Here is a 15,927-nt window from a genome sequence, read left to right as displayed (position 1 = left end):
TCATGCCGGCAGACTTTCACGCTGAATTCGCGGGCGCTGCTACGCGCTTTTGGCGGCTGCATCCCGCCATCGCGATTCGATCGACGCAACGTCGACGGCGCCGTCGGTGAACACCTCGATGGCGCGCGCGCTTTCCCCGTCGTCCAGCGGTTCGTGGTACGCCAGCTGCCGATCGAGCACCTGAAGGTCGGCCTCGGACGCGTCGTCCCCATGGGCGCAGCGCTGGGCCACCCGGTGCCGCAGCACCGCATCGCTCGCGCGGCAATCGAGAATCGAGCAGGACACACCCAACTCGGCTGCAAGGCGTTCGAAGTTCCGGCGCTCGCCCCGCCGCAGGAAGGCCGCGTCCACGATCACCGGGCAGCCCGCGAGCAAGGCGGAGCGCGCGCAGGCCCACATCCGGTCGAACGTGCGCCGGGTGGCTTCGGGCGTATAGATGTCGATGCCCTGCCCCGCCGATCGGGCCAGCGGGCCAAGGCCGAAAAGGCGCTTGCGCTCCACGTCCGAGCGGATGCGGACGGCACCCGCGAACTGCACCAGCTGCGAGGCAATGCTCGACTTGCCCGAACCGGAGAAGCCATGGGTGATCATGAGACGGGCGCCGCCATGGGTGTCCCGCATCAGCTCGTGCGCGCACGCCATGTAGTCGACGCCGCCGGCCGTGCCATCCGGCGCCTCGTGCCCTGGGCCGAGGCAAGACGCAAGCCCCCGCACGAGCGACCGGTACACCTCGTAGAACACCAGCACCGGCAGGCCTTCGTAGTCGCCGCTGTGCTGCAGCCAGGCATCGAGGAAGCGAAACGCGAGATCGCGCCGGCCTCGCGCCTTCAGGTCCATGGTGAGAAACGCGACATCGCTCATCACATCGATCCATCGCAGCGCGGGGTCGAACTCGATGCAATCGAAGGCCACCAGTTCGGCGTCCAGGCAGACGATGTTCGCGGTGTGCAGGTCGCCGTGGCATTCCCGTGCCGCACCGCCCTGCTGGCGAGCGAACCAGGCCATGCGCAGCTCGCACGCCTTGTCGTCGATCCATTGCTGCACCGGCTCGAGACGTGGGATGCCAACCTGCGCGCGCAACTGGGCGACGATGCGCGTCGCCGCCAAGGCGATTTGCCCGGGGTCGCCGAACGGGCTGGGCGGCGTTGCGCGGCCGGCGCTTGCATGGGAGGCCGCCAGGCGCTGCGCAAAGCGATCGAGCAGCGCCGGATCGAAAGAAGGAGCGCGCAACTGGCTGCGCAGCACCGCCGATTCGGGAAAGCGACGCATGCAGACCAGGTGGTCGATCGGCTCGCTGGTTTCATCCTTTCCGTCACCGCCGATCCGCGGCGCGTCGACCGTGCCGTATACCGGCACCACGCCCAGGTACAGCGACGGGGCGAAGCGCCGGTTGAGCCTGAGTTCCTCGTTGCAGAAGTGCTCGCGCGCCGCGACGCTGGAGAAATCGACGAACGGAAGATGCACGGGCTTCTTGAGCTTGTAGGCCAGCGCCGGCGTCAGCAATACCCAGGAGATGTGCGTCTCGACCGTTTCGATTTCGGTGCCCGACACCTGCCGCAATCGCTCTCGCAGCGCCGTGACGAGGGTCGTATCGATTCGTTCCATGGGAGGTTCAGGGGGCGCGCCTTCAATGCGCCGTCAGGACCGGCACGGTCATCTTCGCAAGAATCTGCCGCGTGACGCCGCCCAGCACCAGTTCGCGCAGCCGCGAATGCCCGTATCCCCCCATCACGAGCAGGTCGGCCCCCAGGTCCGAGACGCGCGACAGCAGCGCGTCCGCGACGTCGATGTCCGTGATGTTCCGCTCGAACGTCGCATGGATGCCGTGTCGCGACAGGAACTGGAGCATGTCCGCGATGGAGGGTTGCCGATCGTCGTCATCTTCGTTGGGATGCCGGAAGGAAACGAGCGTCACGCGCGATGCGCAGCGCAGCGCCGGCAGGGCCGCATGCAGGGCGACGGCGGATTCCCGCGAGCCGTTCCATGCGACCACGGCGTTCCTTGCGACGCCTTCGAATTGCCCGGCGGACGGCACGATCAGAACGGGCCGCCCCACTTCCATCAGCACATGGCCCGCGAGCCCGTGCACCGAGACGTCCGTCGCGCTCGAGGCGTCGTCCTGCCCCAGCACGACGAGATCGCTCGCGTGGCCATGTTGCACCACGGCATCGATGGTCGCGCCGTCGACCAGACGAACCTCGTACGGGAGGATGCCCGTCGCCGCGATGCCTTCCCTGAACTCCCGGCTGATGGCTTCAGCGCGCCGGCGCAGGTAGTCGGCCGATTCCGCAATGAAGTCGGTCATGCCCGTGGGGATGGCATCGGCTGGAATCACTCCGTCGTACGTCCCTGTGGGCAGGAGGCCGACAAGATGGCTTCCGTGCACCCTGGCCCATCGCGCCGCCAGCGCTGCGCGCGCCGGACTGCGGTCCGAATGGTCGAGGTGGACGAGGATGGTCTTGAATTTCATGGGGAAGACTCCCGGTCTGTGGTGCGCTGGGCAAGAAGAAGGCGGTAGGCGAATCTTCGGCGCCCGCGAGAAGAACCTGTTGATATTCATCAATTCATCGCCGCGGCACGCCGCCGCCGAAACGGCAAGTAACTGCCTTGCGCCGGAGTTGATCGAGCGCAATCCGCGGCGAGGCTTGCCGGCCTACGCTGGCCCGTCGCATTCCGCATAACTGCAAGGTCGACCATGAATCCGCTCCGTTCCATCCTCGTCCATCTGGACGGCACCGCCCGCGCCGAGGCACGGCTGCGGCTCGCCCAACGGCTCGCACAGGCCCACCAGTGCACGCTGACCGCGCTCTTCGCAGTCACGCCTGCAGTGCTGCCGACGCTGGCCCTGCCCGGCGGCCTGCCGGCGATGCCCACGCGGGGCCCGGTCGATCCGGAACATCGGGCGCGCGCGCTGGCGATGTTCGAGCGCGCGCTGCAGGACAGCCCCGTGCGCAGCGACTGGCAGGAGCTTCGCGGCGAGCCGGTCACCGAAAGCTTTGTGCACCGTGCGTTGACCGCTGACCTCATGGTGCTTGGACAGCGCAATCCGCGCGACGCCACCGGCTTCGACGTGCCCGGAGATTTCGTCGAGGCGGCGCTGCTCGGCAGCGGCAAGCCCGCCCTGATCGTTCCTTTCGCAGGCGAGCCATCGGCAAGGCTGGAGACGGTGCTGGTCGCATGGCGTTCCACACGCGAAGCTGCGAACGCATTGGCCACCGCCCTGCCCTTGCTGCGGAATGCGAAACAGGTTCACCTCGTCGGTACCGCGGACGAGAGTCCCGGCGGCCTGGCGCCTGCGATGGCGCAGGTTCGAAGCTATCTGCTGATGCATGGCGTCGGGCAGATGCACGAGCATCCGCCCCTGGACGCCAGATACCCGGGCAAGGCCCTGCTGTCGCTCGCCGGGAACGTGGGCGCCGATCTGCTCGTGATGGGCTGCTATGGGCACAGCCGGGCCAGAGAGCTGGTGCTGGGCGGCGTCACGCGCACCGTGCTGGATTCGGCCACCGTGCCTGTGTGGATGGCCCACTGAGCCACGCAAGCCGATGACCCCCCATACCGCCACTGCCCTGCGCCGTTCGCCCTCCGCCACCGGGCAACAGTCCGAGCAGGCCCCCGACACCGAAGCCAAGGTCCGCTGCCTCGAGTCCTTTCTTGCGGCGAGCGACGCGGGTGCACGGGCGCAGCGCATCGAAACCCACATGTCGTGGGTGCTCGTGGGCAGGACCGAAGTGCTGAAGCTGAAAAAGCCCGTGTGCCATCCGCCCGTCGACTATTCCAGCGTGGAAGCGCGCGAGTGCAATGCCAGGCGGGAACTGCGCCTGAACCGGCGCCTGGCGCCGGGCGTCTATCTCGGGCTGCTCGCCCTGCAATGGCACGACGGGACGCTCAGCGCCGTTCCGGAAACCTACCTTCGGCCGGATCGGCAGACCGTGGATTGGGTCGTCGTCATGCGGCGGCTACCGCAGGAACGCATGCTCGACGAGGTGATCCGGCGCGGCGAACTCCTGCCGCGCGATGTCGATGCGCTGGTGGGCACCCTGGCGGCCTTCTACCGGGGGGCCGTGCATGCCGACATCGACGAGGGCGAATACGCCGCGCGCCTTCGCCACGGGCTCGCGCTCGGTGCGAGCGTCCTCGAGCAGTTCGCCTCCGTCCTGCCCGGCGTTCACGAAGCATGCCAGCGAACACACGACGCGCTGCTGATGCACGAAGGGCTGCTGCGCGCACGTGTCGCCGAGAGACGTCTCGTCGAAGGCCATGGCGACCTGCGGGCCGAGCACGTGTGCCTGGTGGACCCGCCGGCAGTATTCGACGCACTCGAGTTCGATGCCCGCCTGGGCGAGGTCGACCCATTCGACGAGCTGTGTTTTCTGGGCCTGGAATGCGACATGGCCGGCGACGCATCGGTCGGTCCGCTGTTGTGTACCCGGATGGCTGCAGCCCTGGACGACACGCCCCCGCCCGCGCTGCTGCGCCTGTACGCGGCAAAAAATGCGTTGATGCGGGCGCGCCTGAGCGCCGCTCACCTGCTGGAGACCGATCCCCGCCATCCGGAGAAATGGCTGCCGCAGGCCTCCCGCTATCTGAAGCGGGTGCTCGTGGCGCTTTCCGGCACATGAACGGACCCGTGCAGCGAGGAAACCACGCGCTTCATCTTGCCGCTGCGTCCGCAGCTGGCGCTCTCGCCGACACGGCAATGAACGTGCACGCCGCTTGCTCCTTGCGCCGCCAGAAACGCCAGGAGCATCTTTCGCGCCTTCTGCAGCGTTGCCTGCGCGTCCGCGCCATGCCGGCCGGTTCGCAGCAGCAGCTCGCCGGGGGCCTGCTGCACCAGCTGGAAGTCGAACAGGCCGGCCTCCTCCTCGAGCACGGTGCTCACCGCCAGCGGGACGATCTGCACGGGCGGCGCGCCGCGACCACCGCGAAACACCAGCGTGTCATCGTCCCGCCCCTTGACCTCGATGGCCGGAAGGCGTGAGCTGCATGCACAGCGCGCGGCGAGCAGCGTGACGCGATCGCCCAGGTCGTAGCGGATGAGCGGCTGCACGTGATTGGCCAGGTTGGTGAGCAGCGTGGTCGCGCCGACGTGCCCGGTGGGCACGGCACGACCCTGCGCATCGACCGGCTCGAGGATGGCCCAGTCGCTGTTCAGGTGCAGCACGCCGCGGGCGCATTCGAACGCCAGCGACAGGAACTCCGAAGCGCCATAGCTGTTGGCAACCGGGCAACCGAAGGCGTTCTGGACGAACGCACGCCTGGCGGGCGAAAAGCCCTCGCCGCCGGTCCAGATTTCGTGCGGCGACGCCTTCAGCCGGCCGGACCGGCGCTCGTGCGCCAGCAGGACGGCCGCACTCGGGTAGGTGGTGAGCACTGTCGGCGCAAACGCATTCAGTTCCGCAACCAGTGCATCGATCGGCTGCAGGAAAGACAGGCTGCGCAGACGCTCTGCAAGACCCGGCTGGAGCCGGCGCAGACGCTCGACCGACACCGTGCTTGCAAAATGGCCGCCCGTCGCGCCGACGAAGGCGATGCGCTCGGTCAGACCCCACGGGTCCAGCCACCGCTGAAGCGGACGAAGCACCGGCCGGCGCATCGCTTCGAGCGCGTCGTACACCGCCATGGCGGCCGCATCCTGAACGAAGAGGCCCGGCTCGCCAGTGCTGCCCGAGCTCTCCCACACCATGTAGCGGTCGAGGTAAGGCTCGGCGATGTTCGCGCGGCCTGCAACGAAGCGGTGCAACCCGTCGGGATCGAGTGCCGGGTCGGCCACCCAGGACCGGAAATCGGCCATCAGGTCCGTCTTGTTTACGACAGGCAGATCTTCCAGCCTGACGGCCGCAGGATCGCGGCCCGCCAACACACGCCGGTACAGGGCCGATCCCGCCGCCGCCGCCCCCAGGAGAGACGCCAGCCGGTCGGCGCGCCGGCGGCGAAGCGCTTCGTCAGACGCATGCGCGGCCAGGGACACATCCGCCGCGGCCGCGCCCGTCTGCCATGGATCAAAGGTGGGCAGCATGGGGATCGTCTCCGTATTCGATACGCATGATGGTTCCTTCTTGAATCGGCGAGCTTGCGCCCATGGTGCGCTCGTGCGTTGACATGCATCAACCCCCTCTGCACTGCGAGAAAGCATGCGCACCGGGAGTACGGTTGATTCAACGCAAAACCCCGGTGTCTGCAGATGCCTAGAGTGACTGTTCGCGCCGACTCCCTGCGAGGGCAGATCCGGCGCGAAATCCAACCCAACTTCTGGAGCAAATGATGAACGCACTCACCCGCCTTGATCGGCTCGAAAACCTTTTTCCCGAAATGCTGCGCCGCTGGTCCCGGCCCCTGCAACTGATCGACGACGTCGAACTGCCAGCCGACATCCGCGTCGACGTGAACGAGAACGACAAGGAATACCTCGTCACCGCCGAGATCCCCGGCGCGAAGAAGGAGGACGTCCGCGTTTCGGTCGATGGCAACTATGTGTCGATCACCGCCGAAATCAAGAAGGATCAGGAAAAGAAGCACGGACGCTCGCTCATCACCGAGACCTATCGCGGCAGCGTGTCGCGCGGCTTCTCGCTCGCGACCGAGGTCGACGAGAAGACCGCCGTCGCCAAGCTGGAAGACGGCGTGCTGCGCCTGACGCTTCCCAAGCGGGAAGGCACCGGCCGCAGCACGCTCAAGATCCAATAGGCGCCCGGGCCGGATGCCGGCAATCTTGCCGGCATCCGGCCAGGCGCCCGCGGAGTCTCAACGCACCGCGCGCACCTTGACGCGCATCCCGTCCCGCAGCGCCACCGGCGGGTAGACGATCACTTCGGCGCCCTCGGCGAGCCCTCCGCGCACCCAGGCTTCGCTGCCGTTGCGCCCGCCGTGCTCGATCGGCGTGAGCCGCGCGTGTGCGCCATCCACCACGAAGACGGCCATTCCGCCGCCAGGCTGCGGAAAGACCGCGCTCACCGGCACCCGCAGGACCGAGGAGCGGAACAGCGTCACGATGCGCACGCCCACCCGGTAGCCGTCGCCCAGTGCCCGCCATTGGTCGGGCGACCCGACGAGATCGATGAGCACGTTCACACGCTGCTCTTCGATGCCCAGCGCCGACACCTTGGTGAACGCCGCCGGCTCGACCCGGCGCACACGGCCTTCCAGCACGCCCCCGCCGCCCCAGCGCTCCACACGCACCGGCGCGCCGGGCAGCGCCTGCAGCGCATCGGTGGTCAGAAGCTCGGCAACGATCTCCAGCCGTGCGGTGTCGCCGATCTCGATCAACGGAGCGCCGAGCGCCACCGTGGTCTCGCTGGTCTGCGCCACGCGCAGGACGCTGCCGCTCACCGGCGCGCGCACGGCGAAGATTCCCTCGCTCGAGCCCGTCGCGCGGATGGCGACCAGTGCGGCGCGCGCGGTGTCGCGTTCGTAGCCCGACACCTGCCGCGACTGCAGCGCGACATCCAGGTCCGTCTGGGCGGCCTGGAGTGCCAGGCGGTCGGCGTCGACCTTGGCAGCCGAGACGAAGTCCTGCTGCGCAAGCTGCTCGTTGCGCCGAAGCTCGATGCGCGCCTGCTCCACCGCAACGCGCGCGCGCTGGATGCCGGCGTCGGCACGGCGCACCGCTGCTTCGGTGGCTTCCACGCGTGCGGACTGTTCGCGCCGGGTGCGTTCGTCGAGCATGGGCGAGAGGGCCGGCGTGATTGTGGCAACCACGGCACCGGCCTGCACCGCATCTCCTTCGCGCAGCGCAATGCGGGCCAGCCGGCCGGCCAGCGGCGCGCTCAAGGCATACCGGTCACGCAGGCGCGTCCTTGCATCTTCGACGACCGACTGTTCGTAGGGGCCCATGGTGGCGCGCGCCACCTCCACGGCCAGCGGCCGCGGCGCGAAGGCCCAGACCAGGACGGCCGACATGGCCGCGGCCGCTGCAATCGATATCCACAGGGGCTTGGGGTTCATGGCTTTCACTCTCTTGTCTTCAGGGCGGAGACCATGTCGATGCGATCGATGCGGCGGCGCACGATCAGCGCGCTGGCTGCCGCGGCCACCACCACCGCCAGGCCGGCCACGGCATAGGTCCGCGCACGAATCGCCACGGGAAAAAGAAACTGGTCGGACTTCAGGAGCGAGGCGATCAGGTGGACCAGCGCGTCACCCGCGAGCATGCCGATCGGCAGTGCGACCGCGATGCCGATCGCCATCTCGCCCAGCAACAGGCCGGACACTTCCGCACGCGTGAAGCCGAGCACGCGCAGGCTGGCCAGCTCCCACGCGCGCTCGGCCAGTGCGATGCGGGCGTTGTTGTAGACCACGCCCACGGCGATCACCGAGGCAAAGAGCGTGAGCACCGTGCTCATGATCAGAATGTTGCGCGCCGTCACCTCCTGCATGTTGCGCAGCATCGTCGCCTTGCTGAATGCGCCGGCCGCGCGTGGCAGCGCCTGGATGGCTTGCAGCAGCCGCGCCTCGCTGCCCTGCTCCAGCGCGAGCACGAACCCGGTCGCGATGTCGCCCTCGCCCAGCGCGCGGTTCAGGGCCTCGCGGTTCATGTACGCGTTCAATCCCATCATCTCGGTCACCGTGCCGTCCACCCGCGCCTCGAAAGTGCGCCGGCGGCCCTCGTGGACTTCGACGCGCACCACGTCGCCCACGCGCAGGTCCAGCTTCTCGGCCAGCCGGTCGGTCAGCAGCAGCCCATCGCCGTGCGGCATCGATTGCCGGCCGCTCGCGTCCACGATGCGCAGCAACTCGCTTCGCACCGGGCCGCCCCGGATCTGCAGGCGCTTGCGCAGATGGCCGTTGACCAGCGTCACCTGCACGTCGCGCAGCGACTCGTGCGCGAGCACGCCGGGCAGGCGGGCCAGCTGCAGCGCAACGGCGTTGTCCGTCGGTTCCACCAGCCAGACCGAGACGTTGCTGCGCATCGACAAGGTGAAGGTGCTGTCGACGATCACCTCGATCGCGTCGCGGAAGAAGTTGCCCATCACCACGATGGCCACCGCCGCCGCGACGCCGCCGATCGACAGGCCCGTGCGCAACGGGCGGCGCTCCATGTTGCGAAGGATCATTCGCAGGGCCGGGCTGAGATTCGCCACGCCGAGCCGTTCGGCCAGCGTACGGCGGTAGCGCCCCGGCGCCGGCGGCCGCATGGCCTCGGCCGGCGTCAGCCGAACGGTGGCCGCGATGGCCGAGAGCGTGCCCAGCAGAGCGGTGGCCAGCGTCGCGCCGGACGCCAGCAGCACGAGGCGCGGGTCCATGCGGTGCTCGAACGCCGCGAAGTGAAAGACTTCCGCATAGAGGCCGACCAGGCGGCCACCCAGCCAGTCGCCCAGCGCGATGCCCAGGCCCAGGCCGAGCACGACGATCACCAGCACCAGGCTCAGGAAATGGGCGGCAATGGCGCGATTCGCGTAGCCCAGCGCCTTCAGCGCGGCGATCTGCTCGCGCTGCGTGGCGATCAGCCGCGCGAGCACGACATTGAGCAGGAAGGCGGCCACCCCGAGGAAGATGGACGGGAGCATGATGCCGAGCACACGCTGTTCCTTGATCTCGTTGTCGAGCATGGCGTGGGACACCTGCTCCTCCCGCGTGCGCGGCGCGGCGCCGCCGTAGGGCGCCAGCGGCCGGGCCAGCGCGTCGGCCACCTCGGCGTCGGAGACGCGCCGCACCGCTGCCGGAGCGAGCCGGACCGCGAGCGTGTTGAATGCACCTTCCATGTCGTAGGCGCCCGCCAGCACCTCCTGGTCGATCCAGAAGATGCCGAACCCGCGCTGGTCCGGCATGCCCCACAGGCCTGCGAACACGAACTCCGGCGACACCGCGGTTCCGACGACGCGCAGTTGCCGCTGCCGGCCGTTGAGCAGCGCGCCGAACGTATCGCCGGGTTTCAGGCCGCGCGCCTGCGCGAAGCCGAGGGACACCAGTGCGTCGATGGCATCGAGCCCGCCGCCCGCGGCCGCGGCGCCATCGAACAAACCCCGGCCGGCCACGATGCTCACCTGGTTCAGGCGCGGTGGCGTCACGCGGTCGATGCCGATCAGCTGGCCGAGCACGGGGTCGCTGCTCGACGGCAGCTGTATGCGCACGACCTGCTCGATGGTCGGCTGGACCTCGGCCACGCCCGGCACGCCGCGCAGCTGCTCGACGAGCGAAAGCGGTGCGCGCTTGACCGTGACGAAGATGTCCGCGAAATGTCCCTGCGCATAGAAGATGTCGCGGGCGTCGGCCAGGGAGTCGATCGCCGACAGGCTGGTGAGAAAGCCGCCGGCGCCACTGGCCACCACCAGCGCGATCGTGAGCACCTGGCTCCACATCGTGCGCAGGTCGCGCAGCAGTTTCCGGTCGAGCGCTTTCATGGCCGTGCTACCACGAGAGTTCCGCCGGCGCGAGACGGCGCGCATTGCGTTCGATCTTCTGAACCCGCCCGTCGCCGAGCGAGATCACGCGATCGGCCATGCCCGCGATCGAGGCGTTGTGCGTGATCACCAGCGTGGTGGTGCCGAGCTCGCGGTTGACGCGTGCGATCACGTCGAGCACCAGCTTGCCGGTCGCGTAGTCGAGCGCCCCCGTGGGTTCGTCGCACAGCAGCACCCTGGGCCGCTTGACGATGGCACGGGCTATGGCCACGCGCTGCTGCTCGCCGCCCGAGAGCTGGGAAGGAAAATGGTCGCGCCGCGCCGATAGGCCGACGCGGTCCAGCGCGTCGTCGATCGGCATCGGATCGGTCGCGATGTCGGTGACCAGCGCCACGTTCTCGTGGGCCGTGAGGCTGGGTATGAGGTTGTAGAACTGGAACACGAACCCCACGTGCTCGCGCCGGTAGCGCGTGAGCGCCTTGTCGCCGACGGCGATCAGATCCAGATCGAAGTAGTGCAGGCTGCCGGTACTGGCCACCTCGAGGCCGCCCAGGATGTTGAGCAGGGTCGATTTGCCGCTGCCGGAAGGTCCGAGGAGAACCACGAACTCGCCCGCCATGATGTCGAGATCGACATCACGCAGCGCCACGACATCGATGTCGCCGGCACGATAGGTCTTTCCGAGGCCACGGGCCCGGAAGACGGGAAGCAGTGGATCGGGAGGCATGCGTCGATCCTGCGGCGCGATGCCGCTCCGGGTTCTGATCTTCGTCAACTCCAGGCCAGCCTGCCTGATCGAAGAATCTGGCGCCAGCGGCCGACTGCACATGGCATCCTGGGTCGGTCGCATCGAACCCTGCCTGCCGCCGCCTCATGGCGCGGGCTCGATGCCAACGATCGGCAGTTGAGAGCGCACGAAGCTCATGGCGTACTGAAGCTCGCCGAGGCTTTCGGCATGCAGCGTGAAGAGCGGCTGGCCGAGCCTGACGCTGTCCTGCACGCGCACGTGCAGCGTCGCACCGGCGGCCGGGTCGCGCGGCGCGCCGGCCAGCTTGGCCATGCGCGCAACCAGGCGGGTGTCGATCGCCGACACCACGCCGTTGGCGGGAGCGGTCACGCAGTGCGTATGGGCGGCCTTGGGCGGCACGCGCAGGCCGCCCTGCGCTTCGCAGATCGCAATGAACCTGGCGAGGGCGCGGCCGCCATCCAGCGCCTCGCGCGCCATCGCCTGTCCCGCACCCGCCGCGGCCTTGCCCGCCATCTCCAGGACGAGCCCGGCCAGCAGGAGCGCGCGTTCGCGCAAATCCTGCGGCGCGTCGGCCCGGCGTTCGAGCACCGCCATCACGTCCATCGCTTCGAGCGCGGGGCCCACGCCGCGGCCGACCGGCTGGCTGCCGTCGGTGAACACCGTCTGTACCTGCATGCCCATCGCGGCGCCGACCGATACCAGGCTGCGCGACAACTGGCTGGAAGCGGCGTCGCTGCGCACCTTGGCCAGGGGACCGACGGGAATGTCGATCAGCACGCGCTGCGAGCCCATGGCCGCCTTCTTGGACAGGATGGACGCCACCATGAGGCCCTCGCTGTCGATGCCGAGCGGCCGCTCCACCCGGATCAGCATGTCGTCGGCCGGGCTGACGCGCATGGCGCTGCCCCATACGACGCATCCTCCTTCACGTTCGACCACACGGCGCATGGCCGCCAGGTCCAGGTCGACGGGCGCAAGCATCTCCATGACGTCGGCAGTACCCGCCGCCGACGTGATGGCGCGCGACGAAGTCTTGGGCATCACCACGCCGCACGACGCGACGATGGCAACGACCAAAGGCGTGGTCCGGTTGCCCGGCAGTCCGCCGATGCAGTGCTTGTCCATCACGGGCGAGGCGCCCCAGTCGATGCGCTCTCCCACGTCGACCATGGCGCGGGTCAGCGCCACGGTCTCGCCCAGGTCGAGGCCGCGGCCGGCGCAGACCGTCACGAAGGAAGCCAGGTGGATGTCGGGAAGGCGCCCATGGCTCACGTCTTCCATCAGTGCGCGCAGCGCGGCGTAGGCCAGGCTGCCGCCGTGCACCTTGTTGCGCAGATGCGCCAGCGAATCGAGTATCGGCGGGTGCCGCACCATCAGCTCTTCGCCCTCGGTCGCGCCCATCAGGTTCCAGGCCGCCTCCGACAGCGCGATTTCGTCGTTGCGCAGCCAGTCGCTGTTCACCTGGTGCAGGATCGCGAACAGATGGCGCCCGTTGCCGATCACCTCGACCTGCGCCTGCGACTGGAAGCCTTCGGCCCGGCAAACCGCACAGTCGCTGCGCATGTAGACCACCGACTGCTGGTAGGTGTCGATGCCGGCACGGCGGGCCAGCAGGCGGTTGTGTGGCGGCATGGGCGCTCCTTGGCTGCATGAAGCTTGGCACGCGCCGCGCGAAAGGGGGTTGATGCCCGTCAAGCGAGCGGGCCGGCGCTGTCCCGTGAATCCGTGTTCTGCGGGCGTCTTAAGGCAAATCGAATCTGCCGCCGCCATCATGTGAATCGTGTGACCCATGGGGTGGTCGCGACATGAGCCTACGTGGAGATGCCAATGGACATTGCAGCCCAGTCCCGCGCCGCGCCATCGCGCGCCGGCGCGCCGCAGCCGCCCGGTGCGCAAGCCCCGGCCGCCCCAGGCCGTGCCCGCCTTGCGGATGTCGCAGCCCTTGCCGTCATGCTGCTGTTGGCCATCGGTGCCGCCGCACTGGTGTGCGGCGTCTACAACGCCTTCGACGACGAGTGGTTCGGCATGAGCGGGTCTACACTGTCTCGCATCCTGGCTCTGGCCGGCTTCTGAGGCCATGCGCCTGCACCGCCGCGGCGGTTTCCGCGCTCCCGGTTTCGAGCCGCATTCACATGCGCTTGCTGATTGTCGAAGATGATCCCCTGCTCGGCGATGCGCTGGCCACCGGCCTGCGCCAGCTCGGCCATGCCGTCGACTGGTTCGGCAACGGCGGCCAGGCCGATGCAGCGTTGTCCGGCGCCTCGTTCGATGCATTGGTGCTGGACCTGGGGCTTCCGGGCGGCGACGGCATGACCTGGCTGCGCCGCTGGCGGGATCGGGGGCTGAAACTGCCGCTGCTCATCCTGACGGCGCGCGACGGCGTCGAACAGCGCATCGCCGGCCTCGATGCCGGGGCCGACGACTACCTCGTCAAGCCCATCACCATCGACGAACTCGCCGCTCGCCTTCGGGCACTGGTGCGCCGTGCCGCCGGCCGCGCGCAACCGGTCTGGCAGCACGGAGCGCTCGAGTACGACCCCGCCAGCAAACTCGTGCACTGGAAGGGCGAACGCGTCGATCTGACCGGGCGCGAACTGGCGGTGCTCGAGGCGCTCCTGGCGCAGCCGCAGCGCGTGCTCTCGAAGGCCCACCTGCAGGAAAAGCTCTATGACTGGAGCGGCACGGAGCCCGAAGGCAATGTCCTCGAGGTCCACATCCACCACCTGCGGCGCAAGATCGACCCGGGCATCGTGCGGACCGTGCGCGGCGTGGGTTATGCGCTCGGGTCCGGCCAGCCATCGCCATGAGCCTGCAGCGTCGCCTTCTGCTCTATCTGCTGGTTTGCGCGCCGCTGGTCTGGGGCGTGGCCTTGTACTTCTCCATCAGCCGCGCGCGGCACGAGGTCAACGAGCTCTACGACACCGAGCTGATCCGGCTGGCGCGCCAGGTGCAGTCCACATTGAGCCCCAGCTATCCGGGGACCACCCCGGTGCTGCCGCCCCCGCCCCGGGAAGGCACCAGGGAGGCCGGGGAGTCGGACGTCCGGGATCTCGCCGTGGCAGCGTGGGACGCGAAAGGCCGCCTCATGCTGTCGGATCACGAAGGCGTGGTGCTGCCGCGGCGGCCCGACGCGAGCGGTTTTGTCGACGAAAGGGTCAAGGGCCGGATGTGGCGCATCTACTACCTGCAGTCCTTCGACGGCGCCTGGCTGGTGGCCGCCGGCCAGGATGCGTACGAGCGTGACGAATTGGTGTACGGCCTCACGGTGACGCAGGTTGTCCCCTGGCTGCTGGTGCTGCCCTTTCTGCTGGCCGTGATGGCATGGGCCGTGCGCCGTGCGTTGGCGCCCATGCACCAGCTCACCGCCGAGCTGCGCCGCCGAAAGGCCGACGATCTGCAGGCCGTGCCCGTCGAGCGCGCGCCGGCCGAGCTCAAGCCGCTGCTGGGCGCCATGAATGGTCTGTTCGCCCGCATCGACCAGTTGCTGGTGCGCGAGCGCCGCTTCACGGCCGACGCCGCGCACGAACTGCGCACGCCCCTGGCCGTGCTGCGCGCCCAGTGGGACGTGGTGCGCCGCGCAGGCAGCCAGACCGAACGCGCCGCGGCCGAAGCCAAGCTCAGCGCCGGCCTCGACCGCATGGAACGGCTGATGACGCAGATGCTCTCGCTTTCGCGCGTGGAGTCCGGCGTCGCGCCACCCTTGACCACAGAGGTGGAATGGCCACGGATCGTCGAACAGGCCATGAGCGATTGCCTGGCGACGGCCGAGCGCCGCCGCATCGAGCTGGCCTGCGAGTGGCCGCCAAGGGGATCGCACCCCTTGCCGCTCCTGGGCGACGAGCATCTGCTGACGATGCTGCTGCGCAATCTGCTCGATAACGCGGTTCGCTATGCGCCGGAAGGATCGAGCGTGGTGCTGCGCATCGGGCGCGAAGACCTGGAGCTCGAAAACGAAGGAGAGCCCCTGTCGCCCGAGCAGCTGACGCGGCTGGGCGAGCGCTTCTACCGGCCCGACGGCCAGCAGGAAGGCGGCAGCGGCCTGGGGGTTTCGATCGTGCGGCGCATTGCCGAGCTGCACGGACTCGAGTTGCTGTTCGGCCCCGGCGCAGGCGGCCGGGGTGTGAAGGTGACGCTCCAGTTCGATGCGGCGCACCGCTGAAGGAGCAGCCGGCCTACCTGGCCCTGGTCTTCTCCAGCAGCAAGCGCGCTTCCTCGCGCCGCCCGCTGTCGGCCACCTGCCGGCCCGGCCGCGGCGGCGCCTGCAATGCCCGCTCGAGGTACGCGACGGCCAGGTCGGCCTGCCCCGTCTCGACCAGGTACTCGCCGTAGAAAAAGTTCGGATCGATCCCCTTCGGGTTGAGCGACAGCGCTTTCTGCAGCAGTTCCTTCGCCTTGGCCTTGTCGCCGAAACCCACGGGCCATCCCGGGACCTTGTAGTAGAGAACGCCCAGGCTGTTGTAGGCCGAGCCGTCGAGCACATCGCCGTCGATCGCGATCGCACCTTCGTACAGCGCCTTGGCTTGCTTTACCAGCCCCAGCGCGCCGAGGCCTCCCTTCTCACCGGCCCATGAACTGACGATGATGCCTTCCCAGACCAGCGGCTCCGCGCGACCCGGGTAGGTTTCGCTCACCTTGCGGGCCTTGGCCGCCAGGGCCTCGAAACGCTTCCCGCGTTCGGGCGCGGGCGTCTGGTAGCGGATCACTTCCCAGTCGTGCTGCAGGTCGACGACGGCGTCTTCGACGCCCGCCGCGAAGGACGCGCGCGGAACCATCGCTCCCAGGAGCGCGGCGGCGGCGATGCCGATCAGCCAACGGCGATTCACCGCAGTGGGCATGGGC

At 68.8% G+C, this 15,927-nt stretch carries 14 protein-coding genes; 6 read left to right on the top strand and 8 right to left on the bottom strand.

Features of this window, described 5'->3' with window-relative positions:
* Window positions 1-39 precede the first annotated feature (39 nt).
* Both ACAM55_RS28320 and ACAM55_RS28315 read right to left on the bottom strand, forming a co-directional pair.
* Window positions 40-1,605 carry an AAA family ATPase gene (locus tag ACAM55_RS28320; RefSeq protein ID WP_369656586.1) on the bottom strand — a complete coding sequence of 522 codons (1,566 nt, stop codon included), beginning with the start codon at window positions 1,603-1,605 and terminating at the stop codon, window positions 40-42.
* Between the two features lie 22 nt (window positions 1,606-1,627).
* Window positions 1,628-2,470 carry a universal stress protein gene (locus tag ACAM55_RS28315; RefSeq protein WP_369656585.1) on the bottom strand — a complete coding sequence of 281 codons (843 nt, stop codon included), beginning with the start codon at window positions 2,468-2,470 and terminating at the stop codon, window positions 1,628-1,630.
* 225 nt (window positions 2,471-2,695) lie between these two features.
* On the opposite strand from ACAM55_RS28315, the gene ACAM55_RS28310 reads away from it, so the two are divergent.
* Window positions 2,696-3,532 carry a universal stress protein gene (locus ACAM55_RS28310; protein ID WP_369656584.1) on the top strand — a complete coding sequence of 279 codons (837 nt, stop codon included), beginning with the start codon at window positions 2,696-2,698 and terminating at the stop codon, window positions 3,530-3,532.
* A 13-nt stretch (window positions 3,533-3,545) separates the two neighbouring features.
* The gene (locus ACAM55_RS28305) at window positions 3,546-4,622 is read left to right on the top strand and encodes a hypothetical protein (protein WP_369656583.1); all 1,077 of its coding nucleotides are present in this window, start codon (window positions 3,546-3,548) and stop codon (window positions 4,620-4,622) included.
* On the opposite strand, the gene ACAM55_RS28300 is transcribed toward ACAM55_RS28305, so the two are convergent.
* Window positions 4,583-6,019 carry a phenylacetate--CoA ligase family protein gene (locus ACAM55_RS28300; protein ID WP_369656582.1) on the bottom strand — a complete coding sequence of 479 codons (1,437 nt, stop codon included), beginning with the start codon at window positions 6,017-6,019 and terminating at the stop codon, window positions 4,583-4,585. The two genes, ACAM55_RS28305 and ACAM55_RS28300, sit on opposite strands and share 40 nt — an antisense overlap.
* 245 nt (window positions 6,020-6,264) lie before the next feature.
* On the opposite strand from ACAM55_RS28300, the gene ACAM55_RS28295 reads away from it, so the two are divergent.
* Entirely contained in the window at window positions 6,265-6,687 is a 423-nt protein-coding gene (locus tag ACAM55_RS28295) for an Hsp20/alpha crystallin family protein (protein WP_369656581.1), read from the top strand.
* A gap of 57 nt (window positions 6,688-6,744) precedes the next feature.
* Here the strand turns inward: ACAM55_RS28295 and ACAM55_RS28290 are convergent, their stop codons facing one another.
* The 4 genes from ACAM55_RS28290 to ACAM55_RS28275 all read right to left on the bottom strand — a co-directional run bounded on the left by ACAM55_RS28290 (window position 6,745) and on the right by ACAM55_RS28275 (window position 12,720).
* Entirely contained in the window at window positions 6,745-7,944 is a 1,200-nt protein-coding gene (locus ACAM55_RS28290) for an efflux RND transporter periplasmic adaptor subunit (protein ID WP_369656580.1), read from the bottom strand.
* 5 nt (window positions 7,945-7,949) lie between these two features.
* Entirely contained in the window at window positions 7,950-10,340 is a 2,391-nt protein-coding gene (locus ACAM55_RS28285) for an ABC transporter permease (protein WP_369656579.1), read from the bottom strand.
* A 7-nt stretch (window positions 10,341-10,347) separates the two neighbouring features.
* Entirely contained in the window at window positions 10,348-11,067 is a 720-nt protein-coding gene (locus ACAM55_RS28280) for an ABC transporter ATP-binding protein (RefSeq protein WP_369656578.1), read from the bottom strand.
* Between the two features lie 144 nt (window positions 11,068-11,211).
* Entirely contained in the window at window positions 11,212-12,720 is a 1,509-nt protein-coding gene (locus tag ACAM55_RS28275; protein ID WP_369656577.1) for a thymidine phosphorylase family protein, read from the bottom strand.
* 195 nt (window positions 12,721-12,915) lie between these two features.
* On the opposite strand from ACAM55_RS28275, the gene ACAM55_RS28270 reads away from it, so the two are divergent.
* From ACAM55_RS28270 to ACAM55_RS28260, 3 genes are read left to right on the top strand one after another with little or no spacing between them, the layout of a single operon-like run.
* Complete coding sequence (locus tag ACAM55_RS28270; protein ID WP_369656576.1) at window positions 12,916-13,161, top strand: hypothetical protein; 246 nt, start codon at window positions 12,916-12,918, stop codon at window positions 13,159-13,161.
* A gap of 59 nt (window positions 13,162-13,220) precedes the next feature.
* Entirely contained in the window at window positions 13,221-13,895 is a 675-nt protein-coding gene (locus ACAM55_RS28265; protein WP_369656575.1) for a response regulator, read from the top strand.
* Window positions 13,892-15,247 (top strand): ATP-binding protein, encoded by a 1,356-nt coding sequence (locus tag ACAM55_RS28260; RefSeq protein ID WP_369656574.1) that lies wholly within the window; start codon window positions 13,892-13,894, stop codon window positions 15,245-15,247. Before ACAM55_RS28265 ends, ACAM55_RS28260 begins: the two co-directional genes overlap by 4 nt.
* A gap of 13 nt (window positions 15,248-15,260) precedes the next feature.
* Here ACAM55_RS28260 and ACAM55_RS28255 read toward each other — a convergent pair whose 3' ends face one another.
* A complete protein-coding gene (locus ACAM55_RS28255; protein ID WP_369657489.1) occupies window positions 15,261-15,860 on the bottom strand; it encodes a tetratricopeptide repeat protein in 600 nt (199 codons plus the stop codon).
* Window positions 15,861-15,927 lie beyond the last annotated feature (67 nt).

It is taken from the genome of Variovorax sp. V213 (genome assembly GCF_041154455.1).
Lineage (GTDB): Bacteria > Pseudomonadota > Gammaproteobacteria > Burkholderiales > Burkholderiaceae_C > Variovorax.
Note: the sequence above shows the minus strand (reverse complement) of the source record. Positions and strands in the feature narration are given on the sequence as shown.

What these genes read in the sequence shown, in the direction of transcription:
- ACAM55_RS28320 (WP_369656586.1), bottom strand. Translation starts at nt 1,605, where the DNA reads ATGGAACGAATCGATACGACCCTCGTCACGGCGCTGCGAGAGCGATTG.
- ACAM55_RS28315 (WP_369656585.1), bottom strand. Translation starts at nt 2,470, where the DNA reads ATGAAATTCAAGACCATCCTCGTCCACCTCGACCATTCGGACCGCAGT.
- ACAM55_RS28310 (WP_369656584.1), top strand. Translation starts at nt 2,696, where the DNA reads ATGAATCCGCTCCGTTCCATCCTCGTCCATCTGGACGGCACCGCCCGC.
- ACAM55_RS28305 (WP_369656583.1), top strand. Translation starts at nt 3,546, where the DNA reads ATGACCCCCCATACCGCCACTGCCCTGCGCCGTTCGCCCTCCGCCACC.
- ACAM55_RS28300 (WP_369656582.1), bottom strand. Translation starts at nt 6,019, where the DNA reads ATGCTGCCCACCTTTGATCCATGGCAGACGGGCGCGGCCGCGGCGGAT.
- ACAM55_RS28295 (WP_369656581.1), top strand. Translation starts at nt 6,265, where the DNA reads ATGAACGCACTCACCCGCCTTGATCGGCTCGAAAACCTTTTTCCCGAA.
- ACAM55_RS28290 (WP_369656580.1), bottom strand. Translation starts at nt 7,944, where the DNA reads ATGAACCCCAAGCCCCTGTGGATATCGATTGCAGCGGCCGCGGCCATG.
- ACAM55_RS28285 (WP_369656579.1), bottom strand. Translation starts at nt 10,340, where the DNA reads ATGAAAGCGCTCGACCGGAAACTGCTGCGCGACCTGCGCACGATGTGG.
- ACAM55_RS28280 (WP_369656578.1), bottom strand. Translation starts at nt 11,067, where the DNA reads ATGCCTCCCGATCCACTGCTTCCCGTCTTCCGGGCCCGTGGCCTCGGA.
- ACAM55_RS28275 (WP_369656577.1), bottom strand. Translation starts at nt 12,720, where the DNA reads ATGCCGCCACACAACCGCCTGCTGGCCCGCCGTGCCGGCATCGACACC.
- ACAM55_RS28270 (WP_369656576.1), top strand. Translation starts at nt 12,916, where the DNA reads ATGGACATTGCAGCCCAGTCCCGCGCCGCGCCATCGCGCGCCGGCGCG.
- ACAM55_RS28265 (WP_369656575.1), top strand. Translation starts at nt 13,221, where the DNA reads ATGCGCTTGCTGATTGTCGAAGATGATCCCCTGCTCGGCGATGCGCTG.
- ACAM55_RS28260 (WP_369656574.1), top strand. Translation starts at nt 13,892, where the DNA reads ATGAGCCTGCAGCGTCGCCTTCTGCTCTATCTGCTGGTTTGCGCGCCG.
- ACAM55_RS28255 (WP_369657489.1), bottom strand. Translation starts at nt 15,860, where the DNA reads ATGGTTCCGCGCGCGTCCTTCGCGGCGGGCGTCGAAGACGCCGTCGTC.